26 protein-coding genes are annotated in these 24,383 nt (G+C 32.3%); 15 read left to right on the forward strand and 11 right to left on the reverse strand.

All coding sequences use genetic code 11. From position 1 onward, the window contains the following. The first annotated feature begins 3 nt into the window (after positions 1-3). The 3 genes from DMB68_RS12625 to DMB68_RS12635 are packed head-to-tail and all read left to right on the forward strand — an operon-like array spanning position 4 to position 1,517. A complete protein-coding gene (locus tag DMB68_RS12625) occupies positions 4-693 on the forward strand; it encodes an SCO family protein (protein WP_110347008.1) in 690 nt (229 codons plus the stop codon). A gap of 1 nt (position 694) precedes the next feature. Continuing rightward, positions 695-1,237 carry a DUF420 domain-containing protein gene (locus tag DMB68_RS12630; protein ID WP_110347009.1) on the forward strand — a complete coding sequence of 181 codons (543 nt, stop codon included), beginning with the start codon at positions 695-697 and terminating at the stop codon, positions 1,235-1,237. Beyond that, the gene (locus tag DMB68_RS12635) at positions 1,227-1,517 is read left to right on the forward strand and encodes a hypothetical protein (RefSeq protein WP_110347010.1); all 291 of its coding nucleotides are present in this window, start codon (positions 1,227-1,229) and stop codon (positions 1,515-1,517) included. The genes DMB68_RS12630 and DMB68_RS12635 overlap by 11 nt, the downstream gene beginning before the upstream one ends. Here DMB68_RS12635 and DMB68_RS12640 read toward each other — a convergent pair. Beyond that, complete coding sequence (locus DMB68_RS12640) at positions 1,514-2,110, reverse strand: hypothetical protein (protein ID WP_110347011.1); 597 nt, start codon at positions 2,108-2,110, stop codon at positions 1,514-1,516. The genes DMB68_RS12635 and DMB68_RS12640 overlap by 4 nt on opposite strands. 33 nt (positions 2,111-2,143) lie before the next feature. Further along, positions 2,144-3,550, reverse strand: a complete 1,407-nt coding sequence (locus DMB68_RS12645) for a DUF4403 family protein (RefSeq protein WP_110347012.1) — start codon at positions 3,548-3,550, stop codon at positions 2,144-2,146. A 173-nt stretch (positions 3,551-3,723) separates the two neighbouring features. On the opposite strand from DMB68_RS12645, the gene DMB68_RS12650 reads away from it, so the two are divergent. From DMB68_RS12650 to tsaB, 7 genes are all read left to right on the forward strand, one after another. Then, positions 3,724-4,425: an ABC transporter ATP-binding protein gene (locus DMB68_RS12650; RefSeq protein WP_110347013.1), complete on the forward strand. Its 702-nt coding sequence runs from the start codon at positions 3,724-3,726 to the stop codon at positions 4,423-4,425. Further along, positions 4,418-5,662: an ABC transporter permease gene (locus DMB68_RS12655; protein WP_110347014.1), complete on the forward strand. Its 1,245-nt coding sequence runs from the start codon at positions 4,418-4,420 to the stop codon at positions 5,660-5,662. The genes DMB68_RS12650 and DMB68_RS12655 overlap by 8 nt, the downstream gene beginning before the upstream one ends. Before the next feature lie 2 nt (positions 5,663-5,664). Further along, positions 5,665-6,930, forward strand: a complete 1,266-nt coding sequence (locus DMB68_RS12660) for an ABC transporter permease (RefSeq protein WP_110347015.1) — start codon at positions 5,665-5,667, stop codon at positions 6,928-6,930. A 39-nt stretch (positions 6,931-6,969) separates the two neighbouring features. Next, a complete protein-coding gene (locus DMB68_RS12665) occupies positions 6,970-8,091 on the forward strand; it encodes an efflux RND transporter periplasmic adaptor subunit (RefSeq protein ID WP_110347016.1) in 1,122 nt (373 codons plus the stop codon). An 83-nt stretch (positions 8,092-8,174) separates the two neighbouring features. Then, positions 8,175-9,557 (forward strand): TolC family protein, encoded by a 1,383-nt coding sequence (locus tag DMB68_RS12670; protein ID WP_110347017.1) that lies wholly within the window; start codon positions 8,175-8,177, stop codon positions 9,555-9,557. 6 nt (positions 9,558-9,563) lie between these two features. Then, entirely contained in the window at positions 9,564-10,856 is a 1,293-nt protein-coding gene (locus DMB68_RS12675) for an efflux RND transporter periplasmic adaptor subunit (RefSeq protein ID WP_110347018.1), read from the forward strand. A gap of 280 nt (positions 10,857-11,136) precedes the next feature. Then, positions 11,137-11,808, forward strand: a complete 672-nt coding sequence (tsaB, locus tag DMB68_RS12680) for a tRNA (adenosine(37)-N6)-threonylcarbamoyltransferase complex dimerization subunit type 1 TsaB (RefSeq protein WP_110347019.1) — start codon at positions 11,137-11,139, stop codon at positions 11,806-11,808. Positions 11,809-11,813: 5 nt separating this feature from the next. Here tsaB and DMB68_RS12685 read toward each other — a convergent pair whose 3' ends face one another. After that, positions 11,814-12,626 (reverse strand): mechanosensitive ion channel family protein, encoded by an 813-nt coding sequence (locus DMB68_RS12685; RefSeq protein ID WP_110347020.1) that lies wholly within the window; start codon positions 12,624-12,626, stop codon positions 11,814-11,816. A 209-nt stretch (positions 12,627-12,835) separates the two neighbouring features. Between DMB68_RS12685 and DMB68_RS23670 the strand changes: the two genes are divergently transcribed. Further along, the gene (locus tag DMB68_RS23670; RefSeq protein WP_231131648.1) at positions 12,836-13,039 is read left to right on the forward strand and encodes a hypothetical protein; all 204 of its coding nucleotides are present in this window, start codon (positions 12,836-12,838) and stop codon (positions 13,037-13,039) included. A 214-nt stretch (positions 13,040-13,253) separates the two neighbouring features. Here the strand turns inward: DMB68_RS23670 and DMB68_RS12695 are convergent, their stop codons facing one another. Then, positions 13,254-14,153: a NifU family protein gene (locus DMB68_RS12695; RefSeq protein ID WP_110347021.1), complete on the reverse strand. Its 900-nt coding sequence runs from the start codon at positions 14,151-14,153 to the stop codon at positions 13,254-13,256. A 134-nt stretch (positions 14,154-14,287) separates the two neighbouring features. On the opposite strand from DMB68_RS12695, the gene DMB68_RS12700 reads away from it, so the two are divergent. Further along, positions 14,288-15,277, forward strand: a complete 990-nt coding sequence (locus tag DMB68_RS12700; protein ID WP_110347022.1) for a PorP/SprF family type IX secretion system membrane protein — start codon at positions 14,288-14,290, stop codon at positions 15,275-15,277. A gap of 13 nt (positions 15,278-15,290) precedes the next feature. Then, the gene (locus tag DMB68_RS12705) at positions 15,291-15,809 is read left to right on the forward strand and encodes a gamma carbonic anhydrase family protein (protein WP_110347023.1); all 519 of its coding nucleotides are present in this window, start codon (positions 15,291-15,293) and stop codon (positions 15,807-15,809) included. A 1-nt stretch (position 15,810) separates the two neighbouring features. Here DMB68_RS12705 and DMB68_RS12710 read toward each other — a convergent pair whose 3' ends face one another. The 5 genes from DMB68_RS12710 to DMB68_RS12730 all read right to left on the reverse strand — a co-directional run bounded on the left by DMB68_RS12710 (position 15,811) and on the right by DMB68_RS12730 (position 19,946). Beyond that, entirely contained in the window at positions 15,811-16,530 is a 720-nt protein-coding gene (locus DMB68_RS12710) for a LytR/AlgR family response regulator transcription factor (RefSeq protein ID WP_110347024.1), read from the reverse strand. 114 nt (positions 16,531-16,644) lie between these two features. Beyond that, positions 16,645-17,757 (reverse strand): sensor histidine kinase, encoded by a 1,113-nt coding sequence (locus tag DMB68_RS12715; protein WP_110347025.1) that lies wholly within the window; start codon positions 17,755-17,757, stop codon positions 16,645-16,647. Continuing rightward, positions 17,758-18,093: a DUF4907 domain-containing protein gene (locus tag DMB68_RS12720; protein WP_110347026.1), complete on the reverse strand. Its 336-nt coding sequence runs from the start codon at positions 18,091-18,093 to the stop codon at positions 17,758-17,760. Next, complete coding sequence (locus tag DMB68_RS12725) at positions 18,083-19,090, reverse strand: Kelch repeat-containing protein (RefSeq protein ID WP_110347027.1); 1,008 nt, start codon at positions 19,088-19,090, stop codon at positions 18,083-18,085. Before DMB68_RS12725 ends, DMB68_RS12720 begins: the two co-directional genes overlap by 11 nt. Positions 19,091-19,106: 16 nt before the next feature. Then, a complete protein-coding gene (locus tag DMB68_RS12730) occupies positions 19,107-19,946 on the reverse strand; it encodes a hypothetical protein (protein ID WP_110347028.1) in 840 nt (279 codons plus the stop codon). Between the two features lie 232 nt (positions 19,947-20,178). Here DMB68_RS12730 and DMB68_RS12735 point away from each other — a divergent pair, with 232 nt between their 5' ends. Both DMB68_RS12735 and DMB68_RS12740 read left to right on the forward strand, forming a co-directional pair. Next, complete coding sequence (locus tag DMB68_RS12735) at positions 20,179-21,498, forward strand: DUF4270 family protein (RefSeq protein ID WP_231131649.1); 1,320 nt, start codon at positions 20,179-20,181, stop codon at positions 21,496-21,498. Then, positions 21,499-22,734 carry a PorV/PorQ family protein gene (locus DMB68_RS12740; protein ID WP_110347030.1) on the forward strand — a complete coding sequence of 412 codons (1,236 nt, stop codon included), beginning with the start codon at positions 21,499-21,501 and terminating at the stop codon, positions 22,732-22,734. It begins immediately after the preceding gene. Between the two features lie 3 nt (positions 22,735-22,737). Here the strand turns inward: DMB68_RS12740 and murI are convergent, their stop codons facing one another. Together murI and DMB68_RS12750 are read right to left on the reverse strand one after the other, a co-directional pair. Next, positions 22,738-23,514, reverse strand: a complete 777-nt coding sequence (gene murI, locus DMB68_RS12745) for a glutamate racemase (protein ID WP_110347031.1) — start codon at positions 23,512-23,514, stop codon at positions 22,738-22,740. Positions 23,515-23,865: 351 nt separating this feature from the next. After that, positions 23,866-24,369 carry an OmpH family outer membrane protein gene (locus DMB68_RS12750; RefSeq protein WP_196783703.1) on the reverse strand — a complete coding sequence of 168 codons (504 nt, stop codon included), beginning with the start codon at positions 24,367-24,369 and terminating at the stop codon, positions 23,866-23,868. Between the last annotated feature and the right edge of the window lie 14 nt (positions 24,370-24,383).

The following is a 24,383-nucleotide window of genomic DNA, read 5'->3' on the forward strand; positions in this document are numbered from 1 at the left end:
ATAATGTTTAAAAATAAATCATATATCGGAATTTCGTTTATCATTTTAATTTTTGGAATTTATGCTGTGCCTAAAATTGTTGACAGAATAAAAAATGGTGATGTTGTCAAAGGAAATCGTCTTGATAATGTAGGTTTAAAAGAATCTAAATCAGATGCAAAATTAGTAACAATAGGACCAGCTCCTAAGTTTGAATTGACTAATCAGGACAATCTGAAAATTTCTAATGAAAGCTATAAGGGAAAAGTATATGTATTGGAATTTTTCTTTACTACCTGTCCTTCAATTTGCCCAAAAATGAATTTGAGTATGTTGGAGATTGAAAAAACTTTTTTTGGAAATCCAAACTTCGGAATCGTTTCAATCACAATCGATCCTGCACATGATACTCCTGATGTGCTAAATGATCATAGAAAATTGTTAGGTGTCAAATCTTCAACATGGAACTTCCTGACTGGAGATAAAGAAACTATTATGGATTTGTCCAACGAAGGATTTAATTTGTATGCAGGAGAAAATGCAAAAGTAAACGGTGGTTTTGAGCATTCCGGACTATTTGCATTAATTGATAAAGAAGGAAATATTCGTTGTAGAAAAGACGAATTTGGAAATCCGATTTTATATTATGACGGATTAGAAAAAAAAGGTGTTAGAGACATTCAGGAGGATATTAAAATATTATTAGAGGAATAAAATGGAAGATCATTCATTAGAAAAAAAATACAACAAGTTTATTATCGCTGTTTCAATTGTTATTCCTGTTGTGGTGGCCATTTTATTTGGTGTAAAACTTAAAGATTTTGGGTATAATGTTGAGCCACTTTCATTTTTGCCTCCTATATATGCTACAACAAACGGCATTACAGCGATTGTTTTAATTTTGGCTGTAATTGCTATTAAAAAAGGAAATCAGAAACTACACGAAGGTTTAATGACGACTGCCATTGCATTGTCTGTTGCTTTTTTGGTTATGTATGTAGCTTATCATATGACTGCTGATTCTACTAAATTTGGAGGAGAAGGCGCTATAAAATTGATTTACTTATTTATTTTATTAACTCATATTGTATTATCAATTGCGATTATACCTTTGGTTTTAATTACTTATGTAAGAGCATTGGCACAACGTTTTGACAAACACAGAAAAATAGCAAAAATCACTTTTCCTCTTTGGCTGTATGTTGCTGTAACTGGTGTAATAGTTTATTTAATGATTTCTCCTTATTATGCACACTAAAAATAATAATATTCAAAACGTAAAATCCAAATTGCTTCGCCAGTTCGCTAATGCTCGTGTCCAGACTTTTGTTTTTGGAGTTTTACTTTTCCTTATGACAGTTTCTTCAAATGCTCAGTGTGCGATGTGCCGTGCTGCGCTTTCCGGTGAATCAAATATAAAAAGAGCTGAAGCTGTAAATGATGGAATCGTTTATTTGATGGTAATTCCTTATTTGCTTGTAGGTATAATTGGAGTTTTAATTTATAGAATGTATCAATCAAAAAAGAAAGAAGCTTAGTTTGTGTCATCTTCGGTTTCGCCACAATAATCATTGTAGTAATAAACCATTTCGGGAATATTTTTTTTGTTAAACTTCCCGTTATTAATTTTTTCAATTATTTTTTCGCAATCTGCAAAATATATTTTTGAACGAAATTTAAAACTAAAAGAAATATCTGTTGCTAATTCAGCATTTTTTCTTTTTACATAAAAAGTTTCTTTTAAATCCTCAGATGAAGAACTGTAAATAGTTAAGCCATTTTGAAATATACCTCCGTTATTTCTATAGACTGATTTAGAATACTTGTATAAAGTCAGTTTTCCTTCTTCGACAACTTCCATTATTTTTGGATTTGTATTTTTGTCAAATTTGACATATTCATATTTTTCAGAATAGCCATATCCCGAAAAAAGTAATCCTTTAGTGATGTCATAGCTCCATTTACTTGGATTGTCTTCTTGCTTGACCTTAAAATAAATAGTGTTGTTTCTAATTTCTCCAAAACCTTTCACAGAACTACTGTCATTAAAGAGAATGGTAGCTTCTCTGTAATCTTGACTAAAGGTAAAATTAATGAAAAATAAAAATAAAAGTTGAAGTAGTAGTTTCATGTAAAAAAAGATGATTTTGTTTTTGCTTATAATTTACTTCAAACCATCAACGGCAACATTTACTGTTCCGTTTATTTTGATAAAAGCAATAATAGCCTGATTAGTTAATTGAATTTTATCAAATTGAATATCTTCCATTTTTCCATTAATAAAAACACCAGGCATTGGTGAATAATTTTTAAGGTAAGCTGCCATGTTTTTTTTGCCTTCTTCTAAATTTGGTTGTATAGAATATCGGCAATTTTGTTCCATTTTTTTCAAAATCATACCCTGTGCCAACCAATTTGCAGCTCGCATTAATTTACTTTTTGTGTCTAAAACATAATCGAGCTTGTCAAAATAAATTTCTTTTGTCTGAGGATTATATTGAGGAAATCCATTTAAGTAAATAGTTCCGTTAACAGACCCTAAAACATCAAGTGCAATAACCATTTTTCCGTCTTTGTGCCAGATTTCAACATTCTTTACGGTAATCTTTTTATTTCCGGATCCAAATTCCTGTCCTGCAAAATTTTTGGTCATGATTTTTGAAGCGTCAACATAACTTGAAATTGCGGCAATATTGGCTGTAATCTGATTTGGGATTTTAGTTACGGGTTTTAAGACAATTTTGGAGGCATTAAACTTAGATTCTGGCTGTTTTCCAACAATAGTTTCCATATTGCACTTTATTCCCATATCAAGCAAAAACAAATCATTTTTGAGTTTTGCATTTGTTGAATATACTTCTAAAGGAACAATTCGTAACCAGCTTTCATAAGTGTCACTCATTTGAAAAGGAGTGCATATTTTTTCTAAAGCGGATAAAACATTTGGTTTAAAATCCATTGATTTTTCTATAGCTTCATCTATGCTTTTTTCAATTTTTGATTTGAAAACAGAGATTGCCGGGTTGGCTAAATAGGTTATAGGCATGTTTTTTCCTAAAACGGTCATCGTTGGACTTTCATTCCAGTCAAGAGATTTGAATTCCGTTTTTGTATTGAGTTTCCAATTCGTTAAAGCAACCTCGCTCGATAAAGTAATTATGCCGTTCAGGTTAAACTCACGGGTATCATAAAGTTCAACACCAAGTTTTTTAGTACCAATTCTATATTTGACATTTACTTTTAAGGGTAAAATGGTTTTTATCCTTTTATCAGTATTTGTCGGATCATTTTGAATTTTTATTGGAGCTTGTTTCCAAATTTTCATTTCAATGTCGTCATCTACAATATTATTATCTTCGTAAATCAATCCGTTTAAAAGAGTGTTCGTTTGATTTTCAACATCTTTTAATTTTACAGTGATTGGCAAATTAATGAACGAAGGGCTGCTGTCGTAAATTAACGGACTTGCGTCATCCGGTTCAGGTTTTAAAGTAGTCAGCTTTTGAGAAGTAGAACAGCTAACCAAGAATGTTAAGATTATGGAAAGAACTAAAAAAGAAAGAAATTTCATTTGAACGGTTTTTAATGAGGTAAAATTAAGAAAACAATTATATTCTTTGAAAAAAGTGTAACAATTAATGAATAAAGTAGTCTTATTCTAAAAGTCAGACAAAATTTATTAACTTTTTCTTACCATAAATACGTAATTAAAATGTTATTATTGTCTTAAAATTCATCGGTATTATGATTGAAATCAAAGATTTGCATAAGTCCTATAAAATGGGGAGTTCAGAATTACATGTGTTAAAAGGTATAAATTTTAATATAGAAGAAGGAGAACTTGTTGCCATAATGGGATCTTCAGGATCCGGAAAATCGACACTTCTTAATATTTTAGGTATTCTGGATGAAGCAGATTCAGGAAGTTATATATTAGATAAAACTCCGATAAAAAAACTTAACGAAACGATTGCTTCAAAATATCGAAATAAGTTTTTGGGATTTGTCTTTCAGTCTTTCAATTTAATAAATTATAAGACAGCATTAGATAATGTTGCAATGCCCTTGTATTATCAGGGGATCAAGAGAAAAGAACGTTATGAAATTGCGATGAAATATCTCGAGAAGGTTGGTTTAGGATCCCATTCACATCATTTGCCAAACGAACTTTCGGGGGGGCAAAAACAACGTGTGGCAATTGCAAGAGCTTTGGCATCCAATCCCAAAGTTTTATTGGCAGATGAGCCAACCGGAGCTTTAGATACTAAAACTTCATATGAAGTCATGGAACTTATTCAGGGAATTAATGATGAGGGAAAAACAATTTTGATTGTTACTCACGAACCTGATATTGCCGCAATGTGCAAAAGAAATGTAGTCCTGAAAGACGGATTAATCATTGACGATAAAAAAGTAGAACAAGTTAGAGCTTCATCTTATGTTTAATATTGAGCGTTGGCAGGAAATTTTTGAAGCAATCTCGAAAAACAGGTTAAGGACATTCCTTACCGGGGTTTCTGTAGCATCAGGGATATTTATTTTAGTGATTTTGCTTGGTGCGGGAAAAGGGCTTCAAAATGGAATTGAAAGACAATTCGAGAACGATGCTGAAGGAATAATTGAAGTTTGGTCTAATGTAACAACAAAAGAATATAAAGGTTTAAATCCAGGAAGGCAAATTCAGCTAAGAAATAGTGATTATGAACTTCCTTCAAAAAAATATAACGAAGAGATTAACAAAAAATCATCTACGCGAAATACCTGGGGCGGGACTATTACGTATGGAAAAGAATCTGGCAATTACCAATTCAGAGGTGTTGGGCCTGATTATTTAGCTATTGAAAATGCAACAATTATTAAGGGACGTTTTTTAAATGACAATGATTTAAAGAATAATGAAAAGGTGGTTGCGATTGGTTTAAAAGTCAAACAGGATTTATTTAAAGAGAGTGATCCTATTGGGAAAGTAATTTTAGTGAACGATGTTAATTTCAAGGTAATTGGTGTGTTTACAGATCCTTCAGGAGAAAGAGAAGAATCGAGGGTATATATGCCAATGACTACTAATCAACGTGCTTTTGGTGCTGGAGATAAAATCAGCGGAATGATGTTCGTTTTAAATAAAAAAGCGAATTATGACGAGGCTTTGGCTCAATCTAAAAAATTTACAGAAGGGATAAAAGAATTGTTAAAAAGTAAAAATATTATTGCTCCTAATGATGACAGCGCAATAGGAGTTTATAATTCTGTTGAAGAAGCCAAACAATTTTATGATCTGAACCTTTACATAAGATTGTTCTTTTGGTGGGTTGGTATTTGTACAATTATTGCCGGTGTAGTTGGGGTAAGTAATATCATGCTCATTATTGTGAAAGAAAGGACTAAAGAAATTGGAATCAGGAAAGCGTTAGGTGCATCGCCATTTTCTATTATTTCTATGATACTTCACGAATCTATTTTTATTACCACTATTGCGGGTTTTACAGGGCTACTGGCTAGTTTGCTATTGCTCGAATTTGTTGGTCCGATGGTGCAAAGCGAATATTTTAGAAATCCTGAAGTCGATTTTAGTGTCGCTTTGACAACACTTGTTTTACTTGTATTTGCAGGGGCAATAGCCGGGTTTTTCCCCGCATACAGAGCTGCGAAAATAAGACCTATTGTAGCACTTAGAGATGAATAGTTATGTTTAAAAAAGATAATTGGGACGAGATTTTACAGGCTTTGACGGCCAATGTGTTCAGGACAATTCTGACTGCATTTGGGGTGTTTTGGGGAATTTTTATTTTGGTAATATTACTTGCTGCAGGAAATGGTCTGGAAAATGGTGTTAAAAAAGGTTTTGACGGGATAGCTACAAACACGATGTTTATGTGGAGTCAAACCACATCAAAAGCCTATAAAGGTTTGCCAAAAGTGCGTCGTTATGATTTTAGAAATAGTGATGTAGCGTCTTTAAAAGAAGCTTTTCCGGATTTGTTATATGTTTCACCACGAAATCAATTAGGTGATTTTAATGGGACAAATAATGTGGTTCGGGGAACAAAAACTTCGGCATTTACTATTTATGGTGATTATCCTGAATTGATTAAGCAGCAGCCAATGGATATTATTAAAGGACGTTTTTTAAATCAGCAGGATATTCAGGAAAGAAGAAAAGTTGCAGTCATTGGAAAAGGTGTTATCACAGAACTTTATGGAAAAGAAGAAGAAGCTGTTGGAACCTATGTAAAAATCAACGGGATTAATTTTATGGTTGTCGGGGTTTATAATTCTAAACAACAAGGAGGAAATGCTGAGCAGGAACAAAAAAATATCTTTATTCCTTTTACAACCTTTCAGCAGGCCTTTAATTATGGGGATAAAGTAGGGTGGATGGCGTTAACGGCAAAAGATGAAACATCTATTACAGATTTAAAACCAAAGATTTTAGAGAAAATAAAGGCGCTTCATTCTGTAAATCCTGCAGATGAAAGAGCGGTGGGTAATTTTGATTTATACGAACAGTTCAATAAAGTACAAAGTCTTTTTAATATTTTAAAAATCATTGCTTATTTTGTAGGAACTTTGGTTTTGATTTCAGGTGTAATTGGTATTTCGAATATTATGCTCATTGTAGTTAAAGAACGTACCAAAGAAATAGGCATTCGTAGGGCTTTAGGTGCTACTCCTGCTGCTATTAGAGGTCAGATTTTGTCAGAATCTATATTTTTAACAATCATTTCAGGGATGTTGGGTATCGCCGTTGCTACGGGAATTATTGCACTATTAAATATGGCTTTAGATTCAATGCCTCCAAACAGTAATACAATGTTTGCAAATCCTAGTGTTGATTTAGGAGTTGTATTTGTCGCTTTATTAATATTAGTAGGATCAGGGTTACTGGCTGGGTTAATACCGGCACAAACCGCAATTAATGTAAAGCCAATTGACGCTTTACGAACAGAATAAATTATCAGTCAAAATATAATCGAATTAAACAAAATCAAAATGAAAAAAGGAGTAACCGTAACCATTTTAATCTTTATAGCTATAGTTTTCTTTGGTGCACTTTACTATTTGTATGCAAAGAATCAGGAGTCGCCAGTTGTTTTCAAAACTGAAAAAGCTGAAATTAAAACGATTGTTAAAAACACTATTGCAACCGGAAATATTCAGCCCGATGAAGAGGTATTAATCAAACCAAACATTTCAGGGATTATTGAAGCAGTTTACATTAAAGCCGGTGAAAAAATCAAAGCCGGAGACATGATTGCGAAAATCAAAGTTGTTGCAAATGTATCTAACGTGAGCAGTACTCAAAATCAGGTTCAGACAGCTAAAATTGCGTTAGATAATCAGGAAAAAATTTATCAAAGACAAAAAACATTATTTGATAAAGATGTAATTTCTGCAAATGATTTTGATGCAGCCCAATTGGCTTACAAACAGGCAAAACAAAATTACCAATCAGCAAAACAAAGTCTGGATATTGTAAAAACAGGAACAACATCATCATTAGGAAGTTATGCAAACACGCTGATTCGTTCTACGGTAAACGGAATGATATTAGATGTTCCCGTGAAAGTTGGAAATCAGGTTATAGAAAGTAATAATTTTAATGAAGGAACTACAATAGCAAGTGTTGCTGATGTAGGAAGAATGATTTTTGTTGGGAAAATTGATGAATCAGAAGTAGGTAAAATAAAAGAAAAAATGCCAATTGAGATTACAGTCGGAGCTATAGAAAATAAAAAATTTACAGCAGTTTTAACCTATATAGCTCCAAAAGGGGTGGTTGAAAACGGAGCGATTCAGTTTGAGATTAAAGCTTCTTTGGAGAATAAAGATGCTACTTTTATCAGAGCAGGTTTAAGTGCAAATGCTTCTATTATTTTAGAAAAAGCAAATAAAGTTTTAGCAATTAAAGAGTCATTGGTTCAGTTTGATAAAAAAACTCAAAAGCCTTATGTTGAAATTGAAACAACTCCTCAAAAGTTTCAAAGAAGAGATGTAGTTTTGGGAGTAAGTGACGGGATTTATGTTCAGGTAAAAAGCGGTGTTAAAGCTTCTGATAAAATTAAAATCTGGAATCAGGGATTGATTAGCGAAGGAGAAGGTGAAAAGAAATAATTTGATTGTTTAAAGAGATTTGGGTTTATAAAAATGTTAAATTTGCACAGTGTTTTTTTTGCTGTGCTTTCATTTCAAAATGTATGAAAATAAATAAATATAATAGTCTTATTTTTGCTATCCTTTTTGGGTTTGGATTATCAGCTCAGGCGCAAACAAAAGTATGGACACTGGAAGAATGTGTACGATATGCACTGGATAATAACATCACAATAAAATTATCGGAATTAGATGTTAAAAATGCAGCAATTGATAAAAAAGATGCCTTCGGAAATTATCTTCCTTCTGTAAATGGAAATGCTCAGCACTCGTGGAATATTGGCCGAAATACCAATCCTATTACCAATGCTAATACAACAGAGACCACACAGTATACTCAATTAGGAGTCAGTGCAGGTGTAGATATCTACAAAGGTTTGCAAAATCAAAATATTTACAGGAGAACAAAGCTTTCTATTATAGCATCTCAATACCAATTGGTTAAGATGCAGGAGGATGTTTCACTAAATGTGGCTAATGCGTTTTTGGAAATTCTGTTTAATAAGGAAAATTTAAAAGTAAGAAAAGAACAATTAGCGATTGACGAAAAACGCTTTACACGCTCTGAAGAAATGGTTAATGCTGGAACCATACCGCGTGGAGATTTATTCGATTTAAAGGCTACAGTTGCAACCGATAAACAAAATATTATTGTTGCTGAAAATACGCTGTTAATTTCTAAATTGAGTTTGGCTCAGTTGTTACAATTGAAGGATTTTACAAATTTTGATGTTGTTGATGATACAAATGTTAAGGATGAAAACGGAATCTTGTTGCAAAATCCAGTTGATATTTATAATAAGGCTAAAGAAATAAGAACAGATTTAAAAATAGCACAAACCAATCTGGAAATTGCTGAAAAAAATGTTGTTATTGCAAAAGGAGCTTACCAGCCTACACTTTCAGGTTTTTATGGTTTTAATACAAGAGCCGGCTATAGTGATCAGGTTAAATTCGATGAAAACAACATTCCCTATACTACTGGCCCTGATCCGGTATTTCAACAATTTAGTGACAATAAAGGTCACAACTTTGGGCTTCAGTTAAATGTCCCGATTTTTAATGGGTTTTCAGTTAGAAATAACGTAGAGCGCAATAAAGTAAGTTTAGAAAAATCTAAAATAGATCTGGAGCAAAAAAGCTTAGATTTACAGCGTAATGTTTATACTGCTTTTACGGATGCCAAAGGGGCATTAAATGCATACGAATCTTCAACTGTCACTTTAGAAGCAAGACAACAATCCTATAATTATGCTAAAGAAAAGTACGATGTAGGTTTAATGAATTCATTTGATTTTACTCAAGCACAGACACTGTTAACAAATGCGCAATCAGATGTTATCAGAGCGAAATACGATTATATGTTCAAAATAAAAATACTTGAATTCTACTTCGGAATTCCAATTGTTCCAATTATCAAAAACTAATTTATTATGTCAAAAAAAACAATTTATTTCTTAATTGGTGGTGCGTTAATTATAATTGCAGCCTTAGTAGGACTTTCGAAATCGGGAGTGATAGGAAATAAGGACGAAGGCAAAGAAGTAGAAATATCAAAAGTAGTAGCCTCCACAATTGTTGAAACGGTTTCGGCTACAGGGAAAATTCAACCTGAAATAGAAGTTAAAATTTCACCGGAGGTTTCGGGCGAAATTATTTTATTAAATGTAAAAGAAGGGCAGGTAGTTAAAAAAGGTGATTTATTGGTAAAAATAAATCCGGATTTATATACCTCAAGTTATAATCGTTCTGTTTCTAATTTATCAGGAACTAAAGCTGGCCTGACACAATCTGAGGCTAGTTTTAAAGAGGCAAAAGCGAATTATGAGCGTAATAAGACGCTGTATGATAAAGGTGTAATTTCAAAATCAGACTGGGATAAGGCAATTGCTTCTTTTGAAGTGGCTAAAGCGACCAGACAAAGTTCTTACTATAATGTTCAAAGCGCTTCTGCATCTGTAAATGAAGCAAAAGACAATTTAGGACGTACTACTATTTATGCTCCTGCTGATGGAACTATTTCAGTGTTAAATGTAGAATTGGGAGAACGTGTTTTAGGAACGCAACAAATGGCTGGAACCGAACTTTTGAGAGTTGCAAACCTAAATAACATGGAAGTTGAGGTTGATGTAAATGAAAATGATATCGTTAAAATAAAAATTGGAGATGAAGCCAATGTTGAAGTTGATGCTTATCTAAAAAAGAAATTTAAAGGTGTTGTAACCAGTATTTCTAATTCTGCCAGTACAGCCTTGACATCAGATCAGGTGACTAATTTTAAGGTAAAAGTTCGTATTTTAAAAGAATCATATCAGGATTTATTGGAAGGTAAACCAACTACGTATTCGCCTTTCAGACCTGGAATGACCGCAACAGTTGATATTATTACAACTACTAAAACTAATGTTTTGGCTGTACCAATCAGTTCTGTTGTAGTAAAATCAGATACAACAGCTGTTAAAGATTTTAAGGTTGAGGATCCGAACGAAGATAAAAAAGCAACGCCAAAAAGCGATAAAAAATTCGAATGTGTTTTTGTAAAAGTGGGTGACAAAGCAAAAATCAGAATTATCAAAACCGGAATTCAGGATGATACTAACATCGAAGTAATGTCAGGATTAAAACCGGGTGATGTTGTTATCACAGGACCTTACACGACTGTCTCTAAAGAATTAAATTCCGGAGATAAGGTAAAACTTAAAAAAGCTGAAGTTGCCAAAAAATAAAATAGTTATATGATTTCACTATGTGGAAGCCCTCCGGCAGGTTTTATGATGGCATTTATTATCGGACTTATTCTGACTGTAATCTTCCTCTTTATTAGTCATTATAAAGTGTATAATAGTCAATATTATAAAGAAGAGTATGTTTATTTTTCCGTCTCTAAGAAAGTAGTGCTCTATGTGAGTTTTCTGGCGATTAATGTATGTATTTTGCCGTTTTTACTTTTTATATGTGTTTTTCTTTTTTCGTGATTTTATCAAATAATAATTAAAATAAAAAATTTTGTCTTTTATTCTCAATATCGAAACCGCTACCAAAAACTGTTCAGTATCAATTGCTAAAGAAGGTAAAACTATTATCTTCAAAGAAATTGCGGAAGAAGGTTATTCGCATGCCGAAAAACTGCATGTTTTTATTGAAGAAATAATCGCCGAATCCGGGATTTCTGTTCATGATTTAGTGGCAGTTGCTGTAAGTCAGGGCCCTGGTTCTTATACGGGATTACGTATTGGGGTTTCAGCAGCAAAGGGATTGTGTTTTGCTTTAAATATTCCATTGATTGCAGTAGATACTTTACAAACTTTAGCATCTCAGGCTAAAGTTTCTGACGGCAAAATAATTCCAATGCTGGATGCAAGAAGAATGGAGGTTTACAGCGCAATTTTCAGTGCTGACTTAAAAACTGAAAGATCAATTCTCGCAGAAGTAATTGATGAAAATTCATTCATAGATTTTACAGAAACGCTATATTTTGTTGGTGATTGTGCAGAAAAGTGCAAGACAGTTTTAACTAAAGAGAATTTTGTGTTTTTAGAAGATGTCAAATATCCTTCGGCTGACGCAATGAGTACAATCAGTTACGATAAATATCAAATAAGCGACACTGTAGATGTCGCTTATTTTGAACCTTATTATTTAAAAGATTTTATGATTGCTCCTCCAAAAAAGCAATAATTTTTTTATTTCTGCAGCGTGTAAGGCTGAATTGCAATGCCTGCTTCGTCTAATGCTGTTTTGCAATTCTCTAAAGTTTCAGAAAAAACAGCTCCATAGTTTTCATTTTTCGCCCATGGTCTTACTGCGAATTCTACAGAACTTGCTGTTAGATTTTTCACAAATACTTCAGGTGCCGGAGTTTTAAGGACTTTTGGATTCTTAATTAAAACATCCAACAATATATCCTTCGTTTTTTTAATATCTGAATCATAAGAAACTGCAAAAGTCAAATCAGCTTTTCGTTCACCCTGCATTGAATAATTGATTATATTACCATTAGATAAGGCTCCATTTGGTATAAAAACAGTTTGATTATTGCCCGTAAGTAATTTTGTAACAAAAATTTGAATCTCTGCAACTGTAGCAATAACACCTTGTGCTTCGATTGTATCCCCTACTTTAAAAGGCTTAAAAAGAATAATTAGCATTCCGCCAGCAAAGTTTGAAAGCGAACCTTGTAGTGATAAACCCACAGCTAATCCCATTGCTCCTAAAATAGCAACAAATGATGAGGTCGGTACCCCGAGATTTGAAATAACTGTTATAAATAATAAAATTCGTAAAGCCCAGAGTAATATATCAGCAAGAAATTTAGATAAGGTGGGGTCTAAATTTCTTTTTATCATTACTTTTCTAATGATCCTGTTTGTCAGTCTAATAGCGTAAAGACCGATAAATAAAATTAAAAAAGCAGAAATTAATTTTGGAGAATAATCAAATAATAAATCAATAAATCGGGTAGCGTAATTACTGAGTTGAGCTGAGTTAACGTTCATGTTTTAAAAATAAAAAACCTTCTCATTGAGAAGGTGTATTAGTTTTGCAAATATAAAAAATTGCCATAACAAAAAATAGTTTTTAATGGTTATAAAGATATAACTGTTATGAGTCAGTTTCGGTTATTGCTTTCTCACTAATATCTACTACGGTATCATAAACCATTGGCTGAGTATCATCAGCTTCTACACTCTCTTTCACTGAATCAATGATGTCATTTATAGAGTCTGTTGCTTTTTCTACATACTCGCTTATTATATCTTTTGCCTTGCCGGCATATTCAGATGCATCTTCAAATATGGGTTCAGATGCTTCTTTAACTTTACTTAATGTTTCCTCGACAAAAATTTCTGCTTTTTCAATTTATGCTGTTGTGGTTTCTTCGATTTCCGCACCGATGTTTTCTGTTTGATTCAGATCTGCATTGGAATCTTTAGTTTTGCTTAGTAGATTTTTTAAAAACGATGATAATCCCATGTTTGTAAAATGAATTAGTTAGGATACAATATTAATTATTTTACTTAAATATTAGATGGTTTTTTTGATAAATTATTGAAAATAAGAAAGGTATAAAATTAAAAAAAGCGCCATTAATGACGCTTTAGAAATATAAATTAATTGTTTTTTTAAGCGTTTAAAGCTTCTACAGTAATTTTATCATCATTTAACATGCTTTTTAGCATATTTTCAATACCACTTTTTAAAGTAAATGTTGAAGATGGACAACCGCTGCAGGCTCCCTGCAAAATTACTTTTACAACTTTATTATCTTCATTATAAGAATCAAAAGCAATATTTCCGCCATCTGCAGCAACAGCCGGTTTTACATATTCTTCCAGTATGTTAATGATTTGTTGAGAAGTGACATCTAATTTGTCAAACGCTTCGTCTTTGGTTATATCATTTTTAGTGGCAGTTTCAATTAAACTTTCGTCTAAAACAGTTCCTCCATTTTCAATAAATTGTTTAATAAAAGTCCTCACTTCTAATGTGATTTCCTGCCAGTCATTAATATCATATTTTGTAACCGAAATGTAATTTTCATCAATAAAAATTTCTTTAACATACGGAAATTTGAATAATTCTTTCGCTAAAGGAGAAGAAGCAGTCTGGTCGATATTTTTGTATTCAACAGCATTTCGGGTAAGCATTCTGCTTACAACAAATTTCAGCGCTGCCGGATTAGGTGTTGTTTCCCCATAAACAGTAATAGGCTGTTTTTTAGGTTTATTTTCATCAATATTTATAATTGTGCCACCTTTAGCCAAAAAAGCTTCAATTTGGTCTGCAACTGCATCCTGGACATCTTCCCATTCTACAATACTGAATCTTTCGATAGCAATAAAATTCCCTGAAATATAAACTGTTTTCACAAATGGCAGGTAAAATAATTGTTGTGCCAATGGTGATGATTTTGCTTCATCGATATTCTTGAATTCAAAATTTTGATTTTGAGTAATGAAATCATCAAATTCAAATTTTATGATTGTAGGGTTTTGAGTTTCTTTTATAGTGATTTTTGCCATGTCTGTATATTTTTTGTAAATTTAATAAAGTTATTTTCTACTAATGGCTATATTTGGTTTTTTAATAAAATAATTAAGATTCTTTTTGTAGTCAATCTTGTTAAAATCTAAAAAGCATCTAACATACTTCTTGCATGAAATTGAAAATCAGAATCTTATTTATTTGTGTGCTTACTTCACTTTATTCTTATTCACAGGAAGGAATTCCGGTATATTCGGACTATTTGTCGGATAATTATTATTTGATTCATCCCTCTATGGCTGGTGCTGCAAATTGTGCTAAAATAAGACTGACAGCCAGAAAGCAATGGTTTGGACAGGATGATGCCCCGTCTTTGCAGACCTTAAGCTTCAATGGAAGAATAGGTGAAAGATCAGGTGCAGGTATCATTGTTTTTAATGATAAAAACGGTTATCATTCACAAAAAGGTGCAAAACTTACTTACGCTCATCACATTATGTTTTCAAGAAGTGAACTCGATTTAAACCAGCTCTCTTTTGGTATTAGCGGAGGTGTAATTCAGAGTCAGCTGGATGAAACATCGTTTGGAGGGGTATACGACCCAATCGTTTTTAATTCAATTCAATCAGATTCTTACTTTAATGTTGATGTAGGAGCTTCGTATAATTTTTTGGATTTTTATGCTCACGCAACTGTTCAGGGACTTATCGAAACCAGAAGAAAATTATATACGGATTATGAGAGTGATAATTTGAGAAAGTTTCTTTTGAGTACAGGTTACGTTTTTGGAAAAAGTGAAAATATTACCTGGGAGCCCTCGATTTTATTTCAGTATTTTGATCAGACGAAAGAAAAATCTATTGACCTGAATTTAAAAGCTTACAAAAATATGGACTTCGGAAGTATATGGGCTGCATTGTCTTATAGAAGAAGTTTTGATGGTTCAAGGTATAATACTGGAACCGGAGTCAGTGATCAAAAATTACAGTATATAACTCCAATTATTGGCCTTAATTATAAAAAATTCATGTTTGCCTATACGTACTCAAATGTTACAGGAGATGTGAAATTTGATACTGGTGGATATCACCAGATTACGCTGGGAATTAATTTGTTCTGTACCAGAGAGCGTTACGATTGTAAATGCCCGGCTGTTAATTAAATTTAAAAATAGTATGTTGATAAAGGCTGTAAACGGTAAATCTCCCGTTATTCCTGAGGATTGTTATGTTGCCGAAAATGCAACTATTGTTGGAGATGTAGTTTTTGGAGATTCATGCAGTGTCTGGTTTAATGCTGTGATCCGCGGAGATGTTAATTTTATTAAAATTGGCAATAAGGTCAATATTCAGGATGGGGCGATTATACATTGTACGTATCAAAAACATCCCACAATTATTGGCAATAATGTTTCAATTGGACACAATGCTATTGTACATGGCTGTACTATTCAGGATAATGTTTTGATTGGAATGGGAGCGATTGTAATGGACAATTGCGTGGTAGAAAGTAATTCGATTATTGCTGCCGGTGCGGTTTTAACACAAAATACAGTTGTAACTTCGGGAAGTATTTATGCTGGTGTCCCTGCCAAAAAAGTGAAAGATATTGATCAGTCAGATTTTGCAGGAGAAATCGAGCGCATCTCCAATAATTACGTCATGTATTCTGGCTGGTTCAAAGACCAAGAATAAATTATAAATTGATTCTTTCGAAAAAAGCATTTTTATAGCTTTCGCTAATTGGAATTCGTTTATCACTAATCAAAACCTTATTTTTTTGTATTGATTTTACATGTTTGATATTGATGATATAGGATCTGTGAATTCTAGAAAATCCTTTGCTGAAAAGTAAATTTTCTAATTTTATCAAACTAATTAGGGTCAGGGTAAATTTATTATCTGTAGTGTAAATTTTCACATAATCTTTTAAACCTTCAATAAATAAAATATCTGAAAAATTCATTTTCACATTTTCATATTCAGCTCTCACAAACATAAAATCCTGTTCTAATTCAGGAACAGTTGTGTTTTCAGAAATAGTCTGAACTGCAACAGTTTGGGGGGCTAAAATTTGTTGTGCTCTTACTACCGATTTTAGAAACCGGTGAAAAGGAATTGGTTTTACCAAATAATCTACTGCACCCAGGTTAAAACCTTCGACAGCATAATCAGAATAAGCTGTTGTAAAAATAATTAAAGGTTTTTTTTCGATAGTATTTAAAAACTCAATCCCTGAAAAATGGGGCATTTGAATGTCAAGAAAAATTAAATCTACATTGTTTTGATTAATAAAAGATACTGCATCAATAGCATTGTTGAAAGTGCTGATTAATTCTAATGAATCAACTTTGTTAACAAAATCTTTTAGCAAATCTACTGCTAAAGGTTCATCATCTATAATTACACATTTCATCTCTTTAGTTTTTAAATTTTAATAAATAGTAGGTCAAAAGTAGCTTTAAACGAAAGACTTACATTTTAAAATTTAGTTAAAATATTGAGTAAGTCTATTGGTTTGATACTGATTTTAATGAATATCAGTCTGAATTTTATCTAATTTCAAATTTAGATGTACACGATAATACTGACCGTCCTGTTTTATTGTCAATTCATGTGCATTTGGGTATAATAAATCAAGTCTGTTTTGAATGTTTGCCAATCCGATACCCGAATTTTCAGGATCTTTTACATAGTTTTCGATTGTATTTTCTATCCAAAAATCGAGATTATTATCAAGAATAATAATCTTAATTTTCACATGAGTAGCTCCTTTATAATCTGTTCCGTATTTAAAAGCATTTTCAATAAATGAAATTAATAATAAAGGCTCGATAAATTTATTTTTAGTATCGCCGTGAACATTTATAACTATGTCTTCAATATTGTTGAGCCTTAATTTTTGTAATTCAATATAATTTTGGATATAATTGATTTCTTTTTCTAAAGCCACCGTTTTATTATCTGTTTCATAAAGCATATACCGCATTAGTTCAGATAATGTCACGATGGCATCAGGGACCAAATCAGATTTTTTGTGAGCCAGTGAATAGATACTGTTAAGGGAATTAAACAGAAAATGTGGATTAGTCTGTTTTCGTAAATAATTCAGCTCTGTATTTGTTCTGTGTGTTTCGGCAATTAATTTATTTTGCTGATTTTGATAAAATTCCGTTAAGGTTCTGATAATAGCACTAATGGCAGTGATTAAAAGATAGAAAAATGAAGGGCCTATTTTAAAAAAAAGTGGTTGTCTTGCTCTTATTACTTTTATGTTTCGGCCATCTTTAATAAAATCAGCATTAGGCGGCAACATCTTAGGCGACATCATATTATGTGTCCGTAAATGATTAAATTCAGGAATAAAATAATTAATCCTGATTATCATAAAAAGGAAAATCAGTGTCAGAACAAAAATGAAATAAAGCCAGTATTTTTTTTCTAAAAGTAAAGCAGGTACCAGATAAAAATAGTTCAGATAAAACAAAATGATCCCAGTTCCCCATTGTACATAAAAATCATTGTTGATTTTAAAAGGGCTTTCGTAAAATTGAATCAATGATGTCAATATAAAGAAAGTCCATATAGTAACATGGAATAAGACTTTATTTGAATTTGTATTTTTTAGAGCACCGATATTCATTTACATTTTTATTTTTAATAAAATTAAATCATTTTTGGTTACCGATGGAGATATGTTTTGATTGAGTTTTTCGACTACTAAACCAGCGACTTTTAATGCATCATCTTCAGAACTAAAACTTTTAGTTTTACTAATTGCAGGAATCATAGTCTGTTTGATTAAAATTTTATCTTTATATGAAATTGTATAGCCCCAGCCGGATGTTGTTTTTATAGATTCGGTTTGAAGAATTTCTTTTTTTGAACAAGATGATAACCACAGGAAAAATGAAATAAAAAATAAATTCTTCCAGAATAATTTCTGGAAGAATTTGGGATTTGGGGTATTAATTGTCATCGTCATTTTGTTCTTCAAGAGGTTTAAATTCCCAGGAATCATCAAAATAAGCAGAACCTATTCTGCCCAGCATTAAAAACCCTCTGTTATTAATTGCAAAGCCTACAGCATCAGTTCTTGCAGCTCCTTCAAGAGCTGTTCTCTCAACCCAGATATCTGTTGAAGGATTATATTCCCATACCGTTTTAAGGCCTTCACCACCTACAACATAACCCAATCCGTTTAAGCTGAAACTGGATGCATTTGTACGGGTTATTGCATAGTCATTGTTCCAACTGTAATCATCATCATCGTCCTGATCAATATCACGTTTTCTGGTCCATACATCTGTTGACGGATCAAATTCCCAAAAATCTACCTGATTGGTTCCGTTGTTGACACCAGTTCCTAAATAGGCTTTGTCATTGATAACAAAAACAGTGGCATGACGTCTTTTGTTTCCGCTAAATCCGCTAACAAGTGTCCATGTGTTGTCTGTATCGTTATATTGATAAAAATCTTTCAGATAGTTTCCATCATAACCTGTTCCAAAATAGGCTTTTCCGCCCACCTGAAAGCCAACTGCTCCGTAACGTCCTGTGCCTCCAAAGTCGGCCTTCACTTCCCAGCTATTGCTCACAGGATCATATTGATAGAAATCTTTAAGTTTGTTAGTTCCATCATATCCAAGACCAATGTATCCTTTGCCATTAAGTTCAAAACTTGATGCAGAACTTCTCCCTATTCCTGTGAAATCCGCTTTTTGTTCCCAGTAATCTCCATTGGAATTGTAAGCCCATAAATCTTTTAAATATTCGTCTCCAGTATAACCTGTTGTAATATAAGCATAATCTCCAATAACAAAGCTGGCGGCACTTGATCTGGCTGGCCCGTCAAATGCAGATTTTTTAATCCAGTTCCCTATTAATTCATCCTCTTCATCGTCGTTGCTACAGCCTGTAAAAAACAGACCGGAAAACAGAGCCGCGAATAATATTCCTTTTTTTAAATTATTCATAGTGTATTAAATTTATTTATTGTTTGTATTTGATCCCAATGCTTAAAATATACCCGTTACCGGTATTAAAATCGTATAGTTTGTGGTTGTTATCGTCCAGGAGATTGTATTTTTTGTCAAAATCATAACCTGCTTTAAAGTTTATAAACCAGTTTTTATCCATGTTTCTTTCATATTCAAATGCAGTTGTCATTTGCGATATCCTAATTTTTGCTGCGTTGCTATATAAATCAGTTGATTGATCCAAGTTGTAAAAACTACCGTTGAAACTATTGCCCAGACTAAATTTGTTTCGCTCATTATTTGAATAAGATATTTTTGAGTCTGGAAAACCTATTAAAATATTCATCTGATTTGTTTTACAGGAAAATGATACTATAGGAATGAATTTAGGTAAACCAAATACTGTTGATCTTTCGAATCCAATGTTTAAATCTGTTCCAGAAGTTAATTTATGAGAGAACTGAAAACGTCCTAAAATGCTCATGTCCGAGATATCTAAATTTTGTTGAAAATTGACTGTCGGTGTAAGTGCTAAACTTAATTTGACAGCATCAGAAATTTTATGTGAAACTTCAAATTTGTTTTGAATTAGATTAAACTGATTCTGATTTTCAAAATTTTCATAAGCTCCTGCTTCATACTTTATTTTAAGATTTGTGTATGTTGTTGTGTTTGTAATTTCATTTTTATTGTTTATTTTTTTTGTAACAGATATGTATGTGCTAGCTTCATTGAAGCTAATTTCCTTTGTTGGTCCAGTCTTTAAATTAAAATCTACAGAAAGCTTTTCCTGGGCTCTCATCGCAAAAGTGAAAACTAAAAACACCAACCAAACTAAAACCTTTATTTTCATTATTTATTTAATTGATTCAAAAGTAGGGGGCAGACCTTTTTAAAAAAAAGAAGATATATGTATGGAGGTTTCTGATAGACTAAATGGCGATTTTACAGGTTTAATGGAATATTGATCTTCCATTATCGATTGTAGATGAATTTATGCTGTCTATAGGTTAAAAATGCTGAATTGTATATGTTATAGTGTTCTCCAGAAATGTGCCTTTTATATTTGTCCAAAAAATTGGATTATGTATAAATATATATTGATGTTGTTTTTTACCCTTGCAATGTTTTCATGTGGTACAGATACAGATGCCGGAGAGTTTGTAGTTGGATCTGATTATTTATCAGTAAACAATAAGGTGATTTTAATTGATACTGTTACAGTAGAAATGTCTACCATAAATTTCGACTCTCTTATAACATCTAATCAAAGTAAGATCCTGGTTGGAAACTATGATGATCCTCTTTTGGGCAAGGTAAAATCAAACAGTTATTTTCAATTGGCATCAGATTCGTATTCATTAATCAGTACTACAGATACAGAATCGGCAAACTATGTTTTCGATTCTATTTCCATGATTTTAAAATATGATAATTATTATTATGGGGATACTACTAAATTACAGACATTTAATATTCATCGATTACTTCAGAAGGTAAAACCAAATACAGATGATGATTTCTTTTATAATAATTCGGCTTTGAGTTACAGTTCTGAGAGTTTGGGGACTATTTCATATAAACCGAGACCTGTAGAAAAAGATTCTATCAATATTAAAATGGATGCTGCTTTTGGGCAGGCACTTTTTCAAAGATTTAAGCAAAGGGATATTACAGATTTCGATAATTTCACAGAATATTTAAAAGGATTGGTACTTGTTCCGTCAACTGAAAATTCTTCAAGTATTATTGGTTTTGGATTAACAAGTAAGGTGCGGCTTTATTATTCAAAATACCTCGGAGATGATATCGATTCCTATGTGAAAGACTTTACTATTGTAGATGCGACTAAGCAATTTAATGCTATATCATTGGACAAGACAGGTACGTTGATTCAAAATTTACCTGCTTCTAATAGTAAATTATCCAGTTTATTGACAAATAATCAGAGTTATATACAATCGGGAACGGGAGTAGCGTGCCGAATTGATTTTCCAAACATAAAACAGCTTAAATATATATCGGATAAAGGTGCTATTGTTGATGCTCAATTGATTTTAAAACCGGTTAATAACACATATTCTGAGAAATTTCCTTTGTCTGATTCGTTACGTGTGTATGTTGCTGATAAACTGAACAGGATTAGCGGTACCTTGAATACAACATCGGGTACTCCCTTATATGCTCTGTTAAACAAACAAAGCGATGAATTCAATGAAAATGTTGGGTATTCATTGTCAGTTGGTGGCTTTCTGCAAAAGGAAATGCTAAAACAATCAGATTCCAGGTCTTCGCTGGTTTTTGTTTTGCCAAATATTTACAAGGCAGTTAACAGGCTTGTTTTGGGTGATCAGAAACATCTGAATAATAAAATTCAATTGAAAATTTATTACCTCTCTTATTAAATGAAAAATAAAATCGCCTTTTTAAGTTGCTTCATTTTAATGTATGTAACCTCTTTTTCGCAAAGTATTTCCAGCTCTCCTTATTCATTGTATGGTTTAGGGAGTTTATATGATGCTGATTATGGTTCAATTCCTTCTATTGGTTCTTCCGGAATCGCCCTTCCTTCAGATACTTTTATCAATAATCTGAATCCGGCTTCATTAGGTTATGTACCATTGAATCATTTTATGTTTGAAGTAGGTGGTAAGGCGATTGGAACAACTTTTCAGAGCAGTTCTAAAACTGAAAAACGCAATAATTTTCAGTTTTCACATATTGCGTTTGCATTTCCGGTGACTAAAAATTCGGCATTTAGTATAGCTTTACGACCATATTCAAGTGCTTCGTTTAAAATTTCAGATTTAAAATTGCCTATTTCGAATACTTCAGAATATTATACTTTAAATGCAGAGGGATCGGGAGGATTAAATAATTTTGATTTTTCATACGGGTATCGTGTTAGCAAAAAACTATCACTTGGAGCTACGGGAACCGTATTGTTTGGAAATACTACTGATGAAAGAAGTTATATAATTTCAAATTCACTTACCACTATTAATAAAAAAACAACTTATAGTGGTTTACGGGCAACTTTGGGAACTCAGTATAAAATTGATTCGACCTTTACCGTTGCATCAACGATTAAATTGCCTACTCAGGTGAAGGCTTCTAAGGTTCAGTCAGTAGAGAATATTAATAATTCAAATGAGAGTATTATAGAGTCAGATGTGGCTTCTGATACGGATGATTATTACATGCCTTTAGAAATAGGTTTTGGTATTAGTAAACGATTCAAAAACAATTTGACCATGACCCTGGATTATGAAAAAAGTTTTTGGAACGACACGAATCAATCAGAATTATATGGCGATTTTGTTAATCAGGATCGATTTGCTATGGGGTTTAGTTTTAGAAAAAATAAAAATATCAGAAGTTATTGGGATGGTGTTCAATATGGTGCAGGATTAAATTTTGATACCGGTTATCTCGAAGTAGATGGAAAGAGGGTCAATAATGCCGCAGTTTCTATTGGAGTTTCCTTGCCGGTTGATAATACTTTTTCGGTTCTTAATGTTTCATATTCTTATGGACAAAAAGGCAAAATTGGAGAAGGATTAATAAAAGAAAATTACCATAAATTATCTCTTAATTTATCATTGGACGGAATTTGGTTCGTCAAGCGAAAAATAGAATGATGGTTAAAATTCCTTTTGAATAACGTCGTATTTATTATTTAAAATTGATTTTAAAACAAAAGGGTTTGAATTGACATAAAAGACAGGTTCGCTTTTTTCAGCATCAGAAAAACCTACTTTTTCACGTAAAATGTTTTTGGTTTGTCTGGCTACTGCTTCTCCCGAATCAATTATTTGAATATGTTCAGGTAATATTTTTTGAATCTGCGGAATTAAATAGGGATAATGACTGCATCCTAAAACCAGATAATCAATATTGGCATCGATCATAGGTTGTAAGTACGATTCTAATAATTGTGTCATTTCCGGAGAATTCAGATTTCCATCTTCAATAAGCTGAACTAATCCATAGCCCACTTGCTCTATGATTTTTGTATCATGAAACATTTCAGCAGTTTTGTTAAACAGTTCACTATTTAGGGTTCCTTTCGTGGCTAAAATACCTATTACCTGTGTTTTCGAATTATGAGCGGCTGGTTTAATAGCCGGTTCAATCCCGATAAATGGAATGTCATAATTAGCTCGAAGTTCCTGAATAGCATTTGTAGTAGCTGTATTACACGCAACAACAATTAATTTACAATTATTCTCTATTAAAAAATCTACGTTTTTTTTGCTTAAAGCAACAATTTCTTCCTTAGATTTTTGACCATACGGAGCATTTTTACTATCCGCTAAATAAATGGTTTTTTCGTTTGGAAGCAATTCGTGAATGGCGTTCCATATTGAAGTTCCTCCAATTCCCGAATCAAAAACGCCTATAGGATTGTTGTTTGTCATAAAACAAATTTACATTTTTTTCAAAATCTAAATTCGTACTTTTTATTGAATTTTTGAGTTAAATAAATTAGAAATTTATTCGGATGTAGTGTCTATTTTAAACCAATCTTGTAATATTTCGATATATTTATCATGAAATCAAATTGGCTTTTGTTTTTTAATTTACCTATATGATTGTGATTGATTGGAGAAGATAATTATGAAAGAGTAGTTAAATGTCCTCCTCATAACGAACCAGCCTTTGGTGGTGTTTGTAATCATACCGATGAGATTTTAATTAAGATAATAAAATTATAAAACAAAAATGGCTCAACTTAAGTTGAGCCATTTTTTGTATAAGAAATTTGTTTCTTAGAATCCTAAATCTTTTTTAACATCAGCAGTAATGTTTGGACCATCAGCTAATAAAAGAGTTGAACCGTCTAACACGTATTGGAAACCTTTTGCTTTTCCAATTTTTTGGATAGAAGCTCTTACTTTTTCCATTAATGGTTTTACTAAATCAGTTTCTTTTTGCTGTAATTCTTTTTGAGCATTGTCTCTGTAATCCCCAATTCTTTTTTGCATATCCTGAACTTCTTTAGCACGCTCAGTATTTACTGCTTCAGTTGCTGTTGCAGATTCAGCATCATACTTTTTGATTTTTGTTTGATATTCTTCAATCATTTTTTTGTATTCAGCATCGTATGTTCCGCTTAATTTTTGTAATTGAGTTTGAGCATCAAGCATAGCAGGCATCTTCGACATAATCTCGCTAACATCAACATGAGCTGTTTTAGCCTGCGCATTCATTGTATTGTTTGCAGTTAAAATAAGCACTGCAGCAATTACTAAAGTTTTGATTTGTTTCATCATTTTAAAAATATTAA

The organism is Flavobacterium hydrophilum, from assembly GCF_003202405.1.
GTDB classification, from domain to species: Bacteria; Bacteroidota; Bacteroidia; order Flavobacteriales; family Flavobacteriaceae; genus Flavobacterium; species Flavobacterium hydrophilum.